Genomic DNA, 15,632 nt, shown 5'->3' on the forward strand with positions numbered 1-15,632 from the left:
CGATCGGCCCGCCGTCGGTCAGTCGACCCGGTAGCCCGCCTGCGCCGCGAACAACGGCGCGAGCGTGTACAGCTGGTCGCCGCCGATCGTCGCACCGCGGAAACCCTCGAGCCGCTCCACCCGGTCGAGGTCCGCCTCGCGAAGGTCCACGTGGTCGATGCGGGTGTTCGAGCCCTCGGCCGCACGGATGCTGCTGCCGTCGAACGCCACCCGCAGGAGCTTGGCGTCGGCGATGTCGAGCTCGTCGATGACGCAGTCGCGGAACAGCACGTCGGTGAGGGTCGACCCGCGGAGGTTCACGAACCCGAACTTCATGCCGACGAATTCGACGCCGTTCAGCCCGGCGTCGTACAGCTCGGCGGACCCGATCCGCCCGCCGGACACCCGGACCTCCCGCCAGGAGCTGCTCGACGCCCGGAACACCGGTGCGTCCAGCGTGTCGATGACCGAGTCACGGACCCGGAGCCCCCGGAAGTCCGCCGCATCGCCCCGGAACGTGTCGATGACGCACTCCTCGATCTCGAGGTCCGGCAGTCGCTCCCCGGCGAGGTCGAGGACGTCGATGCGCTTGCCCTCGATCCGGTCGCCGGTCAGGACGTCACCGGGACCGGGTACCCAGTCCTCGAGGTCAGCGGGTTCGGTCAGGGTGATGCGCGGGGCGTCGGTGCCGGAGGAACGTGCCATGCCCCCAGTCTGGCGGTGACCGCCGACCTGGCGTCGACCGCCGACTCCGGGGCCGCAGGGCACGGCGGCGTCAGGGCCGCGTGAGCACGCTGTCGAGCCGGTAGTCCTTCGCCGGGCCGACGGCCTCCCACCGCACCGTCCACCGGTGCTCGTCGCCGTCGAAGGCACCCGTGTAGTCGTCGGGCGCGCACGCGTGCACGACGGGGACACGCCAGACCCAGTCGTGGAACACCCGGCCGTCGGAGAAGTGCACGGTCCAGCCGCCACCGGCGTTCCGCCGCACGACGAGCTCCCGCGACACGGGCACCGTCCGGCCGTCGAACGCCATGACGCCGGACTCGTCCCAGCGCACCTCGTCGGGGCTGGTCGTGGTCAGCGTCGTGGTGCCGGTGACGATGCCCTGGACACCGGCGCGTCGGTCGTCCACGGTGCGACGGAGTTCCCACGCCCCGAGCAGGTCCGTCGGCAGCAGCACCCGTTCACCCTACGTCGGGCCGTGCCGCCCAGCGGCACTCCTCACCCGCGCAACGGAGCCGACGCCGGGAGGTTCGCACCGTCCGCGAACCCGGCCACGAGGGCACGCAACGCGTCTTCGGAGGTGTGCCGGGCCTCCCAACCGAGCACCGACCGGGCACGGTCGGTCCGCATGATCGGCACGCCGGCCGCGATGTCCACCCACCCCGCGTCCGTCGGCTGCAGCCGCAGCCGCCAGGTGAGCGTCACGATCCCGCGGATCAGCCAGAGCGGGACCCGGACGGCTCCGAGCATGCCGAAGGCACGTGCGAGCCGCGGTGGGGTCAGCACGGGTGACGCCGCGATGTTGAACGCCCCTCCGGCCCGGCGGTCGATCGCTCGCCAGTAGGCGTCGGCGACGTCGTCGGCGTGCACGGCCTGGAACACGAACGGGTACGGCAGCGGCAGCACCAGCCAGCGGATCCACCGCACGATCGACATCGGCACGAGGTGTCCGAGGAACAGCCCGCGGATCTCGGCGGCCGCGTCCCGCTGGAAGATCAGCCCTGGACGCATCCGCGTGACGGTCACGGACGGGTGGTCCGCCTCGAACGCGTCCATCGCCGACTCGTTCGCGGCCTTGTGGATCGAGTAGGTGGCGGTGGGGATACCGTCGGCCGGCCAGCTCTCGTCGACCGGGGTCCGCTTGCCGTCGACGTCCACCCCGCGGTAGGTCCCCACCGACGATGCGACGACGACCTGTGGGACGGAGGCGCGAGCGACGGCCTCCAGGACGTTCGCCGTCCCGGTGACGTTCGTCCGGTACTGGGTGGGGATGTCGTGCGTGGGCTGCAGCGCCCAGGCCAGGTGCACGACCGCGTCGGCGCCGGTGAAGATCGCGGCGAGCTGGTCGACCGCGTCCGGTGCGCCGACGTCGACGGCGTGCCAGACGGCGGACCGGTACGGCTCGACGTGGACGTCGGGCAGGCGCCGTGCGACACCGACGATGTCGACGCCGCCGCGGTCGCCGGCCGCCCGCGCCTCGACGAGCCGACGGAGCACCGCCGTCCCGACGTTGCCGGTTCCGCCGACGACCACGACCCGCATCAGGAAGCAGCCAGGGCGGGGTCGAGCACGACCTTCACGCAGCCGTCCTCCTTCTTCTGGAACACCTCGTACATGTGCGATGCGTCCTCGAGCGGGACCCGGTGCGTGGTGAGGTCGAGCGTGCCGAGCGGGTCCGAGGAGTCGGACACGAGCGGCATGATGTCGTCGATCCAGCGGCGGACGTTGCACTGCCCCTCACGCACGGTGATCTGCTTGTCGAACAGGGTGAACATCGGCATCGGGTCGGCACGGCCCCCGTAGACGCCGCTGAGGGAGACGGTCCCGCCACGTCGGACGAGGTCGATCGCGGTGTGCACGGCGGCCAGGCGGTCGACACCCGCGGTCTCGATGGCCTTCTGCGCCAGCGCGTCGGGCAGCAGGCCGGCGGCACGCTGCGCGAACCCGGCGAACGGGTTGCCGTGCGCCTCCATGCCGACGGCGTCCACGACGCCGTCGGGGCCACGGCCGTCGGTCAGGTCCACGAGCTGGGTGACGAGGTCGTCCGACAGGTCGAACACCTCGATGCCGTACTTCGCCCCCAGGTCTCGGCGGACCTGCTCCGGGTCGACGGCGAGCACGCGGTAGCCGAGGTGCTTGCCGATGCGTGCAGCGAACTGTCCGACGGGGCCGAGCCCCAGCACGGCGAGGGTGCCGCCCTCGGGCACGTCCGCGTACCGCACGCCCTGCCACGCGGTCGGCAGGATGTCGCTCAGGAACAGCCAGCGGTCGTCGGGCGTGCCGTCGTCCGGCACGACGATGGGGCCGTAGTCGGCGTGCGGGACGCGCAGGTACTCGGCCTGTCCCCCGGGCACCTGGCCGTACATCTTCGTGTAGCCGAAGAGCGAAGCGCCGGTGCCGTACTCCTTGACCTGGGTCGTCTCGCACTGCGACTGCAGGCCGTGCTGGCACATCCAGCAGTGCCCGCAGGAGATGTTGAACGGGACGACGACGCGGTCGCCGACCTTGAGGTTCGTGACGGCGCTGCCGACCTCTTCCACGATGCCCATCGGCTCGTGTCCGAGGACGTCGCCCTTGTCGATGTACGGGCCGAGGACCCGGTACAGGTGCAGGTCGGAGCCACAGATCGCCGTGGAGGTGATCCGCACGATCGCGTCGGTCGGCTCCTGGATCGTGGGGTCCGGGACGGTCTCGACGGACACCTTCTCGGTGCCCTGCCAGGTGAGTGCGCGCACGTCGCGTTCCTCTCGTGGTCGGTTCGGGTCGGCCGGGAGGCTCGACTCGCGTTGCCCTCCTCGGTACGCGCCCGCCCCGTGGTGCGTTCACAGCCGCGGGGGCGTCCGCACGGCGTGCCGCGTGCTCGCCGCGGGTGTCCCCGCAGCGTGCTGCGGCTCAGACCACGGGGTCGGCGAGCACCGCGGCGAGCACTGCCTCGTGCTCGGCACGGTCCCCGGGGCCGGCGCTCCCGGCGAGCATGATGAGGCTCTTCCAGAGCGCCCACCCGCGCGCCCGGCCCCACGTGTCGGCGTCGAGCCCGACCGCGTCGTGGAACACCCGGCGGGCAGGGGCATCGAGGAACGTCCACGCCAGGACCAGGTCGCACGCGGGGTCCCCGACGCCGCACGTGCCGAAGTCGATCAGTGCGCTGAGCCGCGCGGCGCCGTGGTCGTTGCCGCCGTCGTCGTCGTCCACCGTGACGAGCAGGTTCCCGGGTGCGACGTCCCCGTGGAACCAGACGTCGGGCTCCTCCCAACGGCTCGCGATCGCCCGCTCCCAGACCTCCTCGCACGCTTCGCGATCGACCCCGTCGCCGAGCGCGTCGAGCGCCGCCACCACCTCGGTGCCGTAGTACGACGGGTGCCCTCCGCGGTGGAACGAGTGCGCGCCGGCGACGGGTCCACCGGTGGCGGGGATGCTCCGGAGCTGGCGGAGCACCGCGCCGACGTCCTCCGCGAATCGACGGTGGTCGATGCCGATCGCCCGGGAGGCCACGGTCCCGTCGAGCCACCGCCGGACCGACCACGGGAACGGGTACCCGTCGCCCGGCTCCCCCAGCCCGACCGGTTCGGGTACGGCGACGTCGAGGCGACGCGCGAGGTACGGCAGGACGTCCTGCTCCTTCTCGACCGCGGCGACGTACCCCTCGGCGCTCGGCAGTCGGACGGAGAGCGCGTCTCCGAGCCGGTAGGTGCGGTTGTCCCAGCCCTGCGGGTCGACCTCGCGCACGGGCAGGTCCGCCCACTCGGGGAACTGGGCGGCGATGAGTCGTTCGACCAGAGCGGCGTCGATCCGGGGCACGTCGGTGTGCATGGACCCAGGTTAGGCTCCGGGCATGGCCACCGTGTCCGAGCTCCTGACCGCGAACCTCCACGACGTCTTCGGCAACCGGGACCCCGCTTCCCGACGGGCGGCGATCGAGCGGACCTACTCCTCCGACGTGACCTTCACCGACCCGGAGGCCACCGTCGTCGGGCGGGACGCGCTCGAGCAGAAAGCCGCCGAGCTCCTCGACGGGGCGCCCGGCGCGTTCCAGTTCGTGGAGGAGGGACGCCGGTACGTCTCCGCGACGCACGGTGCGCTCGCGTGGGGCTTCGGTCCCGTCGGAGCGCCCGTCGTCCGTGGCGTCGACGTGATCGAGGTCCGTGACGACGTCATCGTGGCGCTGACGACCGTGCTGGCGGAGCCCGACCCGGCCTGACGTGGTCTGACGTGGTCTGACCGCTGTGTGCGGTCGCGACTCCACGCTCACCGACAGTTCGTGCGCGGGCGAGCGCGTGATCTGTCGCTGGGGGCGTGAGCTCGGTCGCGGTCAGCCGCGCAGTCGGGCGCGGTCAGCCGCGCAGTCGGTCGCGGTCAGCCGCGCAGCACGTCGCGGTCAGCCGCGCAGTCGGTCGCGGTCGGCCGGTGCGAGGTGCTCGGTCGCCGTCTGCCGTGCCGCGGGCGTCAGGAACCGCCCGCTCTTCTCGAGGAACGCGACGAGTGCCGGCTCCGACGCCCGCTTGCCCGTCTCGCGCAGCACCCACCCGAGCGCGGACTGCACCGTGTCGCTCCGCTCGCGCACCAGGCGACCTGCGATCGCGAGCGGCACCTCGGCGTCGCCCTGCTTCGCGAACGCCAGCGTCGCCACGACCGCGATCCGCCGGACCATCGCGACGTCCGACTTGACGAGCGCGAAGAGCGGACCGGTCGAGCCGCCGACGAGCGGGGCGCCGACGAGTTCCTCGGCTCCGAGGTCGACGGGTGCAGTGTCATCGAAGCGCTCCGCCTTCGCCGCCGACAGGTACTCGTCGGTCAGCTCCGGGTCCGGCCGTTCCCGCATCGCCTGCACGAGCAGCAGCACCGCGACGAGCTTCGCCCCGGGGTCCTCGCTCCAGAGCAGCGCGGACCGCTCACCTTCGTCGAGGCCCTGGAACTGCCGCGCCACCCGGCGTGCCGCCGCGACGTCGCCGCTGGTGCGCGCGAACGCGACGAGCACAGCCCCTGCGTCGTTGCCTCTGCCGTTCTTCCCTGCCTGGAGGCCCGTCATGCGACCTCACCGTCCGTCGCGTCGTTCCGGCGTGCGGTCCGACGACCACGGCTGAGCACGATGACCGCCACGACCACCAGGAACGCGGCGAAGAGCCAGGTGCCCACCTGCGGGTCGACGAGGCGTGCGAGCCACGCCCCCGCCGGCGAACAGACCGCGGCGGTGATGCCGACCGTCAACCCGACCCGCAGGTCCACCGTCCGACGACGGAGGTTCGCGACCGTACCCGACACCGACGTCGGCACCATCGTGAGCAGCGACGTGCCCTTCGCGAGCAGGTCGCCGGCGCCGAGCACGACCTCGAGTCCCGGCACGATCACGACGCCACCGCCGACCCCGACCAGCCCCGACAGCACGCCCGACAACAGCCCGAGCAGCAGGAGCACGATCGCCTCGACGACGCCGAAGTGCACCTCGCCGCCACGCGTCGGCACCGTGGTGAACAGCGAGACGAGCACGACGGCGATGAAGCCGACGAAGATCCAGGGCAGTACCCGGAGCGGGAGCGCACGGAGGAGCCGGGCGCCGAGCGGGGCACCGACGACGCTGCCGATCGCGAGCGTGAGCGCCGCCGACCAGTGCACGTCACCCTGCACGGCGTAGGTGATCGCGCCGACGACAGCTGCGGGGGCGATGGCCACGAGCGACGTCGCCGAGGCCCGGCGCTGGTCCATGTGCACGAATGCCATGAGCGCCGGCACCACGATGACCCCACCACCGACGCCGAACAGCCCGGACAGGATCCCCGCGAGGACCCCGATCGCCACCAACACGATCCCGGTCCCACCGCGCGTCTTCATCGCCTCAAGGGTATCCGCGCCGCGGCCGCCCCACTTCGTGAGCAGAAATGGTTACTCAGTTCGCGAGCCGCCCCACGCCCTCCCGGATCGAAGCCGCGTGGAGGTAGATGTCGTCCAGTTCATCGATCGGGTGCTTCGTCTCGACCTTGTTCTCGTCGAAGAGGCCGAGGTACTTCTGCTTCTTGCCGTTGAACCAGAGGCGGGCGATCGGCTTGCGGTTGTTGTCGTCGAGCAGCACCGCGAAGTACGACTTCTGATCGCGGTGCGCGATGCGGTCCGGCTTGACCTCGCTGCAGGCGATGGCCTTGACGATCTGGTAACCCTCGAGCTCCTCGAGCGTCGTCTCGATCTCGGTGTCGCGATCGAGGTCGTCTTCGGCAACCGCTGCGCTCGTGACGGTTTCTGCGGGTGCGTCCGCCCCGACGGGCGCGCTGTACGAGGCACCGAGAGCAGTCTTCAACCGATCGTTGACCTGCTCGTTGAGGAACTGCTTCGAGGCCTTCGCGACCAGCGCCGTGAACTGCGTTCGCGCTTCCTGCGTGAACCGACCGTCGTAGACACGCGACGTGAAGAGGCGGACGAAGTCCTCTTCCGGCTCACGGAACTGTGCCGCGATCGCTCGCTTGATCGAACCGACGTACTTCAGTTCCTCTGCGGCACTGATCACCGAGTCGAGGTCGAAGACGTCCTTCGTGAGCTTGCTCAGTTCTGGAAGGAGCGTCTCGTCGATGTCGGCGAGGTCCAGCACCAGGAATGGACGGTCGTCCATCTTGTTCGGCGCGTCGAGGTCTGTGTAGAAGTTGTAGACCTCGCCGTTCGTCAGGACGGCGATCCGGGCGTTCGTGACTGAGAAGTAACGGAACAGCTGCGATGCGTGCTCGATCTTCAACGGCTCGGTCGACTTCTTGCACTCGATGAGGATCTGCACCTCGCCGTCGCGCATGATCGCGTAGTCGACCTTCTCGCCGCGCTTCACGCCGACATCGGCAGTGAACTCCGGCACGACTTCCAGCGGGTTGAAGACGTCGTACCCGAGGATCGTCGAGATGAAGGGCATGACGAACGCGTTCTTCGTCGCTTCTTCGGTCTGGATGGCATCGCGCTGGTTCTGCACCTTCGTCGCCATCGCGGCGAGACGCTCTTCGAACTCCATTGTTTCTCCCCTGTGCTCAGGGCAACGCTAGTTGACGACTCGTCACCCATCGACCGCGTGGGCCTCCCCCGTTCGCGGGGCGTGCTGTGCAGCCCCCTTGAGAACAGGACGACATCACGATGCAGCGAGCGCCGCTGCATCTCGCTCGTGCACGAGCTGGTGGACTCGCTGGTACGAGACACCGAGCACCACGGCGATGTCGCGCAGGGTCATGCCGTCGTCCTTGAGGGACACTGCGATCGCCCGGCGCAGCGACAGCGCCCGAGCTTCCTTCTCCTCGGCCTCGGCCCGGAGCGCGAACGCCTCGTCGAGTGACCGGGCGAGTGCGGGCTCGAGTTCTGCACGGATGACGACGGTCACGTCGGCCTGGTCGACGTCAGCGACGAACGCGATCGCTTCACGCTGGGCGTCTGCGGCGAGATCGAGCCGCCGCACCTGCGAGATCGCGCCGGGGAACTGGTCGTTCTGGACGACCCACCAGTTGCCCTCACGGTGTGCGTGCGACGTGTAGGTCATCGCCACCACCCCTTCCCGAATTCGTGCTCGTACTGCTTGAAGAACGCCCGAGCGGTCCCGTCCGCGATCTCGGAGTGGCGGCCGATCGTGCTGCGCGTACCGCCGACGACGACGCCAGTGTGGTTCGCCAGCTCGACTTCGCGGTACTCGAGGCCCGCAGCGCGCGCCGCGATCTTGAGCCGCTTGAGCACCGCCTGCCGTTTCATACCTTATGTCTACGGCGCTTGACACTTCAAGTCAAGGAGCATAGACAGAGCGGGATAACCCTCCGTCGTACCGAGCGAGGTGGCGGCCGTCCCGTGCGCAGAAATGGTCGGGTGCCCGAAGGCGACCCGACCATTTCTGCTCACGAAGTGGAACGCCGAGCGCTCCGCAGGATCAGCGGAAGTGCATGTTCTTCAGGGGATCGATGAGGGTGCCGTTCCGGCGCGTCTCGACGTGCACGTGCGGACCGGTCGACTGCCCGGTGTTGCCGGAACGTGCGATCTCGGTCGCGAGCTTCACGACCTGCCCCTTCTTCACCTCGATCTTGCTGAGGTGTGCCGTGAGCACCGTCGTCAGCCCGTAGGTCACCACGATGTAGTTGCCGTACGCGGCGTCGTTCGCGACGGTCGTCGTCACCGTTCCGGTCCCCGAGGCGTAGACCTTCGTGCCGACCGGTACGGGTGCGTCGGTGCCCTGGTGGTAGCGCGGGACGTGCCCGGCGCCGCGGTCGTCGCCGTACCGCCCGCTGATCTTGGTGCCCGCGACCGGCCAGGCCAGCCCGGTCACCGGTCGGCTCGACCAGACCCGGGTGTCCTTCGAGCCGTAGAGGACGACGTTGCCGTCGACCTGCACGAGCAGGTTGCCGGCACCGGCAGTGCTCGTCCGCGAGGTCCAGAGAGCGACCTTCTTGCGTGCGGCGTTGCGGGTCCAGACGACGAAGTTGCCGTTCTTCTGCAGCTCGGCCCAGGCGCCGGGGTGGCCGCCGGTCCGGGACTGCCAGACCACGCGACCGCTGACCTTCTGCACCAGGTTGCCGTCGGTGCGCATGTTCAGGACGCGGGTCGAGGTCGGGTCGGACCGCAGGACCGTGCCACCGAGGAGCGTGTTCCCCGAGGGGACCCGGTCCTGGTAGGTGGTCCAGTTCACGACGACGGAGCTGCCGGCGAGGAGCGCCATCGTGCCGTCGGCGCGGAGCTTCAGGGCGGTCGAGTTCGCACTGCCGGCCGAGGCCCAGCGGGCGAGCCGCTTGCCGTTCTTCGTGATGTCGAGGGCACGGTTCCGGCCGACGACGGCGACCGCGCCGGGCGACCCGGCGGTGTTCGACGCCCAGAGCACCTGGTTGCCGATGCCGTACTCGACGAGGTTCCCGTCGCCCTGCATGATGAGCTTGAACTGGCCGTTCGGCGAGGTCACCGAGTCACCCGGGTAGATCGTGGTGCCGGCGGGCGCGGTGCCCACGTACACGGCGGATGCCGCAGCCGGCTCGGCCGTCACGACGAGCGCACCCGCGGCGAGGGCCAGTGCCGTGACGGCGCCGGCGATGCGTGGGAGCCGGCGCACACGTGCGACGGTCGACGGAGTGGTGGTCATGGATCCCCTGCCCTGGAATCGACCACGCCCCTGCGCAGCCGTTCGGCGCTCGCCCTGTACGAGTCGCCGAACGATGGTCGCTTTTTGCAACACCCTGCGCAAGCCCCTTGACAGGGGGGTCACGGTGCCTGGAAGAACTCCTTCGGGGTCGCGAGCAGGGCTTCGAGCTTGTGGAACGACTGCGTCCACCCGGCGATGTTCATGTCGCGCATGACCTCGGGGAACGGCCCCTGGGTGAGGGTGAGGACCGTTCCGTCGCCGTCGGAGGCGAACTCGATCGTCAGGGACAGTTGCGTGCCGTCCTCGACCCCGGGGATGCCGTGGGCGGTCGACGTCCCCACGATCAGGCGGTTCTCCTCGATCTGCTCGAGCGTCGAGGTGACGGGCGACGACCACTCCGCGTTGTCGTTGCTCACCATCGTGAGGTTCCAGGCGCCACCTACCCGGGCGTCGACCTCGACGGTGGCGGCGGGGACGTGGAAGCCGAGCGGACCGAACCACAGCGCGAGCTGCGCCGGGTCGACGAACGCGCGGTAGACGTCCTCGACGGGGAACGCGAACCGGTGGGTGGCGTGTGCGGTGAACTGATCGGTCATGACTGCTCCTGCGGATCGACGGTGAAGGCGGAACTGGCGGAACTGGCGGAACTGGCGGAACTCGTGGAAGTGGTGGGTGGGGCGGTGGACGGACCGCCCACCGGGGCGGGCGTGCGCCGGGCGGCGAGCACGGCCTCCAGGCTGTCGAACCGGCGGTCCCAGACGGGCAGCAGCCCGCCCAGCCATGCGCCGAGCTCGTCGACGGCCTCTGGCCGGAGGCGGCACGTGCGCCAGGTGCCGTGCCGCTCGCGGCTGATGAGGCCGGCGCGTTCGAGGACGCCGAGGTGGCGCGAGATCGCCGGGCCGCTGACGTCGAACGGGGTGGACAGGTCCGAGACGGTCGCCTCGCCCTTCCCGAGTCGTTCGACGATGCGGCGTCGGATCGGGTCGGCGAGCGCCGACAGGACGGCGTCGATGCGGTCGGGCTCCATCGCGCACCTCCTGATGAACCTGGCGGTTAATTAACCGGCGCGTTCAGTATGCGCGGGTCGGGGGTCTGACGCAAGGGCCAAGATGGGAGCATGCCGACGCCGAACCCCGCCTTCGTCCCGCCCGCCACCCAGACCTCGCGACCGGACCTCGGCGGCACCTTCGGCATGGCCGCGTCGACGCACTGGATCGCCACGGCGACCGCGCAGTCGGTGCTCGAACGCGGCGGGAACGCGTTCGACGCCGCCACGGCCGGCGCCTTCGTCCTGCACGTCGTCGAGCCGCACCTGAACGGCCCGGGCGGCGACCTAACCGCGGTGTTCGCGACCGCCACGAACCCGACGCCGATCGTGCTCGTGGGTCAGGGGCCCGCGCCCGAGGGCGCGACGCCGGAGCACTACCGCTCCGAAGGCCTCGACCTCGTCCCCGGATCCGGAGCGCTCGCAGCGACCGTCCCCGGCGCCGTCGACGCCTGGCTCCTGCTCCTCCGCGACCACGGCACGTGGGAGCTCGCCGACGTCCTCGCACCGGCGATCGGCTACGCCCGCGATGGCCACCCCGTCGCGCCCGCCGTCGTCCGCACCATCACCGCCGTGCGGGGGCTCTTCGAGGAGCACTGGCCCACCTCCGCCACGCAGTGGCTGCCGGGAGGCGCGGTGCCCGTCCCCGGGGACCTGGTGCGCAACGAGGCGCTCGCCTCCGTCTTCGACCGGCTGGTCGCCGCCGGCGACGGCGCCGGCGGTCGCGCCGCGCAGATCGACGCGGCCCGGAGCGAATGGGCGGAAGGGTTCGTCGCCGAGGCGATCGACCGGTTCGTCCGCGAACCGCACCGGCACTCGTCGGGCACCGACCACGCCGGGGTCGTCCGGGCGTCCGACCTCGCGGCGTTCCGGGCGTCCTACGAACCGGCGACGACGGCCGAGTTCCGCGGGTACACGATCGCGAAGACCGGCCCGTGGGGGCAGGGCCCGGCGCTCCTGCAGACCCTGCGCCTGCTCGAACCGCTCGACGACGCGCTCCTCGACCCGTCGACCGAGCTCGGCGCGCACACCATCGCCGAGGCGCAGAAGCTCGCGTTGGCCGACCGTGAGGCCTTCTACGGCGACGGCGACGTCCCACTCGACGTGCTGCTGTCCGACGCGTACACCGACGGTCGGCGGGCGCTGATCGGGGACCGGGCGTCCGCGGAACTGCGGCCGGGCACGATCTCGGGGGTCGAGTACGCGCTGCCCCCGATCCGCGAGACGTACGGAACCGGCGCGGGCGCGGGGCTCGGCGAGCCGACCGTGCAGGTCACGCGAAGCGCTGACCGTGCGACGGCGAATCCGGTCGTGCCGGTCGCTCCCGTCGTGCCGGTCGAGGACCGCGGTGAGCCCTTCGTGGCGCCGGACGGCGAGACCCGCGGCGACACCTGCCACATCGACGTCGTCGACCGCTGGGGCAACATCGTCAGCGCCACACCCTCCGGCGGCTGGCTGCAGTCCTCGCCGACGATCCCGGAGCTCGGGTTCTGCCTCGGCACCCGACTGCAGATGACCTGGCTCGAGGAGGGCACGGCATCGACACTGCGCCCCGGGCAGCGCCCCCGCACCACGCTGACCCCCACGCTCGTGCTCCGCGACGGCGAACCGGTCGCGGCACTCGGCTCACCCGGTGGGGACCAGCAGGACCAGTGGCAGCTGCTGTTCCTGCTGCGCTGGATCGTCGGCGGGTACTCCCCGCAGCAGGCGATCGACGCCCCGGCACTGCACACCACGTCGTTCCCCGGCTCGTTCTGGCCGCGGACGTGGGAACCGGCCGGACTCGTGGTCGAGGACCGACTCGGCGACGACGTGATCGCGGGTCTCGAGGCACGCGGGCACGTCGTCACCCGTGCCGGTGACTGGGCCCTCGGACGGCTGTGCTGCGTGACGCGGAACCCGTCGACCGGGGTGCTCGGTGCCGCCGCGAACTCGCGCGGCGCCCAGGGTTACGCAGCCGGGCGCTGAGCGCTCCGGCGCGATGCCCGCACCCAGCGGACGACGTTGACGACGGGGTAGGCGAGCGCCACGATCGCGATGACGGCCATGCCGAGCGCTGCGACCCACAGCGCGTCGGGCTGCACCATGATCACGACGATCCGGACGACGGCGTTGATGCCGACCGCCGCGAGCACGAGCGACGCGACGATCCGCCACGCGAGGCCGAGCGGCGTGACCGGTCCCGTGTCGGACGCCCCGGCACCGTGCGCCGGCGCGTCGTACGGGATCCCCATCGTGACCGCGCCGCCCTCGCTGTCCGCGGTGGTCGGCCGTGCGACGGCCTCGGTGTGGTCTGCGTTCCCGGCCATGGTCCCCTCCTGCCCGGTGCCCCGACGGGCCCGTTGCCCCACGGTACCGCCGGGCGATCCGGACGGGAAGGAACCGTTACCGAACCGATCTCAGAGGGTCGGGACCACGACCGCGCGGCCCGAGAGTTCCCCGGCCTCGAGCTTCCGGTACGCCTCGAGGGCGTCCGACAGCGCGTACCGCTCGACGTCGGGCACGATCTGGCCAGCGCGGTACATCGCGACGACCTCGTGGAGCTCCTCGATGGTGCCCCAGTAGGTGTTCGTGATCGTCGACTCGTACGGGGTCGCGAAGAAGTTCCACTCGGTGGTGCCGCCGGCGATCCCGACGACGGTGAACCGTCCACCGATCGCCATCGACGCCTGCGCGACCTTGATGGTGGGGGTGGCACCGACGAAGTCGAACGCGGCGTCGACCCCGCGACCGCCGGTGATCTCGCGGATGCGTTCGGCCTGGTCGGGGCCGCCGGGCACCGTGATCGCGCCGCGGGCAGCAGCGCGGTCCATCGCGTCCTGCTTCGTGTCGGTCGCGATGACGGTGGCGCCGGTGAGCGCCGTGAGGATCTGGACGGCGATCTGTCCGAGGCCACCGAGCCCGACGACGAGCGCGAAGCGACCGCCACCAGCCAGGTTCGGCAGCGCGTTCTTGATCGCGTGGTACGGGGTGAGGGCGGCGTCACTCAGGGGCGCTGCGGCGATCGGGTCGGCGTCGCCGAGCGGCACGAGGTTCCGCGCGGGCACGGTGACGTACTCCGCCATGCCACCATCGCAGCCGAGACCGATGCCCATGTACGGGTTCGTCGCGGCGTTCTCGCAGTAGGTGTCCTGCCCCTTCGAGCAGTACGAGCAGTGGCCGCAGCCGACCGGTCCGTAGACCAGGTAGGCGTCGCCCGGGGTGAAGCCGGTGACCCCGTCGCCGACGGACTCGACCCAGCCGGAGCTCTCGTGCCCGAGCGTGAACGACGGCGCCTGCGCTCCGGGCTGGCCGGCCTGGAACTCGCGGTACACGGCGACGTCCGAGTGGCACGCACCGGCACCGGCGACCTGCAGCAGCACCTCCCCCGGACCCGGCGTGGGCTTCGGGACCTCGGTGAGGGACGGGAACGTCTGGTACTGCTCGAACACGACGGCGCGCATGGGTTGCTCCTCCTCAGAACACCATTCAGGCTACACCTGTCGTTTTGGCCGACACCTGTTGCTCATCGACGTCGGGGAGACGCCGACCGGCGAACACTCCGCGGTCGAACCGGGCACCGCGCTGCCGTGATCGACTGGCGACCATCCCCATCACCACGAGCCATCCGATCGGCCCGGTGAACACGAGGAGCAGGATCCACGTGCCGGAGTGGTCCCGGTCGTGCAGCCGTCGCACGAGCAGCGACCAGCGCGGCACGATGGTGACGAGCACCGGGACGAGCAGCACCAGGTCCCACGCGTCCGGCCAGACGTCCCGCGCGCCCGTCCCCCAGCCGAACCACGACCCCTGCCCGCGGTCGACGAGGTGGAACGAGACCCGCGGCGATGCGATGGCCCCGAACGGATCGACGTACAACTCCCACCGTCCACCCGTCCCGTGCGCACCGACGACCGCGAGCGCTGCTCCGACGAGTGCGAGCTCGAGGGCGATCACCCACCAGAACTCGGTGCGACTCGCCCGCCCGTGGAAACGCCATCCCTGCGTCCAGAACCGTACCCAGGCGACGAGCGGGTTCGTGACGTCGACCGGACCCTGCTCGAGTGCGCGCTCGCGGAAGTTCGTGGCAAGACTGTCCCCCATGCGCCCGATCGTAGGGCAGACCTGCGTCTTCGCCGTGAGCCCGTTGCGAGAACGAGCGTTCTCCGCTTGACTCGGCTGCGACGGTCCTGCACGGGGCCGATCCCCCACACGAAAGGAGCGGCCATGCCCACTCGCACCGCACGCACCGCCTGGAACGGCGGCCTCAACGACGGTTCCGGTCAGGTCGAGCTCTCCAGCTCGAAGGTCGGCACCTACGACGTCTCGTTCCCGAAGCGCGCAGCCGACGACGCCGGCGGCACCACCAGCCCCGAGGAGCTCATCGCCGCAGCGCACTCCGCCTGCTACGCGATGCAGTTCTCCGCGGTCCTCGGTGAGGCCGGCGGCACGGTCGAAGCCCTCGACGTCAAGGCCGACGTCTCGCTCGGCCCGGACTCGGCCGGCGGCTTCAAGCTCACCGGCATCGTCCTCACCGTGACCGGCGAGGCCTCCGGCATCGACGAGGCGACCTTCCTGAAGGCCGCCGAGGACGCCAAGGCGACCTGCCCGGTCAGCAAGGCGCTCACGGGTGTCGAGATCACGCTCCACGCGACGTTCGAGCAGTAGCAGACACCGAGCAGGAGCCGACACCGAGCAGTAGACGGGACGCGTCCTGGACGCGACCACCTCTCTCACTGGAGGCGGGGGGGCCCCCGGGCCCCCCCCCCCCCCGGCCCGGAGGGGGGCGGGGCGGGCCCCCCGCGCCCCCAAGCCGGATGGGCCAGCCAAACAAAA

19 protein-coding genes are annotated in these 15,632 nt (G+C 71.0%); 3 read left to right on the forward strand and 16 right to left on the reverse strand.

Annotated elements, in window-relative coordinates:
- Positions 1 to 18: 18 nt before the first annotated feature.
- The 5 genes from EDF19_RS05405 to EDF19_RS05425 form a co-directional block, all read right to left on the reverse strand.
- Entirely contained in the window at positions 19 to 684 is a 666-nt protein-coding gene (locus tag EDF19_RS05405; protein WP_123679831.1) for a pentapeptide repeat-containing protein, read from the reverse strand.
- Positions 685 to 754: 70 nt separating this feature from the next.
- The gene (locus EDF19_RS05410) at positions 755 to 1,159 is read right to left on the reverse strand and encodes a DUF6314 family protein (RefSeq protein WP_123679832.1); all 405 of its coding nucleotides are present in this window, start codon (positions 1,157 to 1,159) and stop codon (positions 755 to 757) included.
- Between the two features lie 41 nt (positions 1,160 to 1,200).
- The gene (locus EDF19_RS05415; protein ID WP_123679833.1) at positions 1,201 to 2,244 is read right to left on the reverse strand and encodes an NAD-dependent epimerase/dehydratase family protein; all 1,044 of its coding nucleotides are present in this window, start codon (positions 2,242 to 2,244) and stop codon (positions 1,201 to 1,203) included.
- Positions 2,244 to 3,437, reverse strand: a complete 1,194-nt coding sequence (locus EDF19_RS05420) for a zinc-dependent alcohol dehydrogenase (RefSeq protein ID WP_123679834.1) — start codon at positions 3,435 to 3,437, stop codon at positions 2,244 to 2,246. The genes EDF19_RS05415 and EDF19_RS05420 overlap by 1 nt, the downstream gene beginning before the upstream one ends.
- Before the next feature lie 157 nt (positions 3,438 to 3,594).
- Positions 3,595 to 4,512, reverse strand: a complete 918-nt coding sequence (locus EDF19_RS05425) for an aminoglycoside phosphotransferase family protein (protein ID WP_123679835.1) — start codon at positions 4,510 to 4,512, stop codon at positions 3,595 to 3,597.
- A gap of 22 nt (positions 4,513 to 4,534) precedes the next feature.
- Here EDF19_RS05425 and EDF19_RS05430 point away from each other — a divergent pair, with 22 nt between their 5' ends.
- Positions 4,535 to 4,900 carry a nuclear transport factor 2 family protein gene (locus tag EDF19_RS05430; protein WP_123679836.1) on the forward strand — a complete coding sequence of 122 codons (366 nt, stop codon included), beginning with the start codon at positions 4,535 to 4,537 and terminating at the stop codon, positions 4,898 to 4,900.
- A 177-nt stretch (positions 4,901 to 5,077) separates the two neighbouring features.
- On the opposite strand, the gene EDF19_RS05435 is transcribed toward EDF19_RS05430, so the two are convergent.
- From EDF19_RS05435 to EDF19_RS05470, 8 genes are all read right to left on the reverse strand, one after another.
- A complete protein-coding gene (locus EDF19_RS05435) occupies positions 5,078 to 5,728 on the reverse strand; it encodes a DNA alkylation repair protein (RefSeq protein WP_123679837.1) in 651 nt (216 codons plus the stop codon).
- Positions 5,725 to 6,528: a sulfite exporter TauE/SafE family protein gene (locus EDF19_RS05440; protein ID WP_123679838.1), complete on the reverse strand. Its 804-nt coding sequence runs from the start codon at positions 6,526 to 6,528 to the stop codon at positions 5,725 to 5,727. The genes EDF19_RS05435 and EDF19_RS05440 overlap by 4 nt, the downstream gene beginning before the upstream one ends.
- Positions 6,529 to 6,583: 55 nt before the next feature.
- Positions 6,584 to 7,681 (reverse strand): type I restriction endonuclease, encoded by a 1,098-nt coding sequence (locus EDF19_RS05445; protein WP_123679839.1) that lies wholly within the window; start codon positions 7,679 to 7,681, stop codon positions 6,584 to 6,586.
- A 114-nt stretch (positions 7,682 to 7,795) separates the two neighbouring features.
- The gene (locus tag EDF19_RS05450) at positions 7,796 to 8,197 is read right to left on the reverse strand and encodes a helix-turn-helix domain-containing protein (RefSeq protein WP_148071036.1); all 402 of its coding nucleotides are present in this window, start codon (positions 8,195 to 8,197) and stop codon (positions 7,796 to 7,798) included.
- Positions 8,194 to 8,403 carry a ribonuclease PH gene (locus tag EDF19_RS05455; protein WP_185022691.1) on the reverse strand — a complete coding sequence of 70 codons (210 nt, stop codon included), beginning with the start codon at positions 8,401 to 8,403 and terminating at the stop codon, positions 8,194 to 8,196. Before EDF19_RS05455 ends, EDF19_RS05450 begins: the two co-directional genes overlap by 4 nt.
- A 172-nt stretch (positions 8,404 to 8,575) precedes the next feature.
- On the reverse strand, positions 8,576 to 9,772 hold the full coding sequence (locus EDF19_RS19490) for a peptidoglycan DD-metalloendopeptidase family protein (RefSeq protein ID WP_123679841.1): 1,197 nt from the start codon (positions 9,770 to 9,772) through the stop codon (positions 8,576 to 8,578).
- A 119-nt stretch (positions 9,773 to 9,891) separates the two neighbouring features.
- The gene (locus EDF19_RS05465) at positions 9,892 to 10,368 is read right to left on the reverse strand and encodes an SRPBCC domain-containing protein (RefSeq protein WP_123679842.1); all 477 of its coding nucleotides are present in this window, start codon (positions 10,366 to 10,368) and stop codon (positions 9,892 to 9,894) included.
- Positions 10,365 to 10,799 carry a helix-turn-helix transcriptional regulator gene (locus EDF19_RS05470; protein ID WP_123679843.1) on the reverse strand — a complete coding sequence of 145 codons (435 nt, stop codon included), beginning with the start codon at positions 10,797 to 10,799 and terminating at the stop codon, positions 10,365 to 10,367. Before EDF19_RS05470 ends, EDF19_RS05465 begins: the two co-directional genes overlap by 4 nt.
- 90 nt (positions 10,800 to 10,889) lie before the next feature.
- Here EDF19_RS05470 and EDF19_RS05475 point away from each other — a divergent pair, with 90 nt between their 5' ends.
- Positions 10,890 to 12,785, forward strand: coding sequence for a gamma-glutamyltransferase family protein (locus EDF19_RS05475; RefSeq protein WP_123679844.1), 1,896 nt, complete (start codon positions 10,890 to 10,892; stop codon positions 12,783 to 12,785).
- Here EDF19_RS05475 and EDF19_RS05480 read toward each other — a convergent pair.
- The 3 genes from EDF19_RS05480 to EDF19_RS05490 all read right to left on the reverse strand — a co-directional run bounded on the left by EDF19_RS05480 (position 12,767) and on the right by EDF19_RS05490 (position 14,900).
- On the reverse strand, positions 12,767 to 13,126 hold the full coding sequence (locus EDF19_RS05480; RefSeq protein ID WP_123679845.1) for a hypothetical protein: 360 nt from the start codon (positions 13,124 to 13,126) through the stop codon (positions 12,767 to 12,769). The two genes, EDF19_RS05475 and EDF19_RS05480, sit on opposite strands and share 19 nt — an antisense overlap.
- Before the next feature lie 90 nt (positions 13,127 to 13,216).
- Positions 13,217 to 14,260, reverse strand: a complete 1,044-nt coding sequence (locus EDF19_RS05485; protein ID WP_123679846.1) for an NAD(P)-dependent alcohol dehydrogenase — start codon at positions 14,258 to 14,260, stop codon at positions 13,217 to 13,219.
- A 25-nt stretch (positions 14,261 to 14,285) separates the two neighbouring features.
- A complete protein-coding gene (locus EDF19_RS05490) occupies positions 14,286 to 14,900 on the reverse strand; it encodes a DUF805 domain-containing protein (protein ID WP_123679847.1) in 615 nt (204 codons plus the stop codon).
- A gap of 123 nt (positions 14,901 to 15,023) precedes the next feature.
- On the opposite strand from EDF19_RS05490, the gene EDF19_RS05495 reads away from it, so the two are divergent.
- A complete protein-coding gene (locus tag EDF19_RS05495) occupies positions 15,024 to 15,464 on the forward strand; it encodes an OsmC family peroxiredoxin (RefSeq protein ID WP_123679848.1) in 441 nt (146 codons plus the stop codon).
- Positions 15,465 to 15,632 lie beyond the last annotated feature (168 nt).

This window comes from Curtobacterium sp. PhB115, from assembly GCF_003752025.1.
Taxonomy (GTDB): domain Bacteria; phylum Actinomycetota; class Actinomycetes; order Actinomycetales; family Microbacteriaceae; genus Curtobacterium.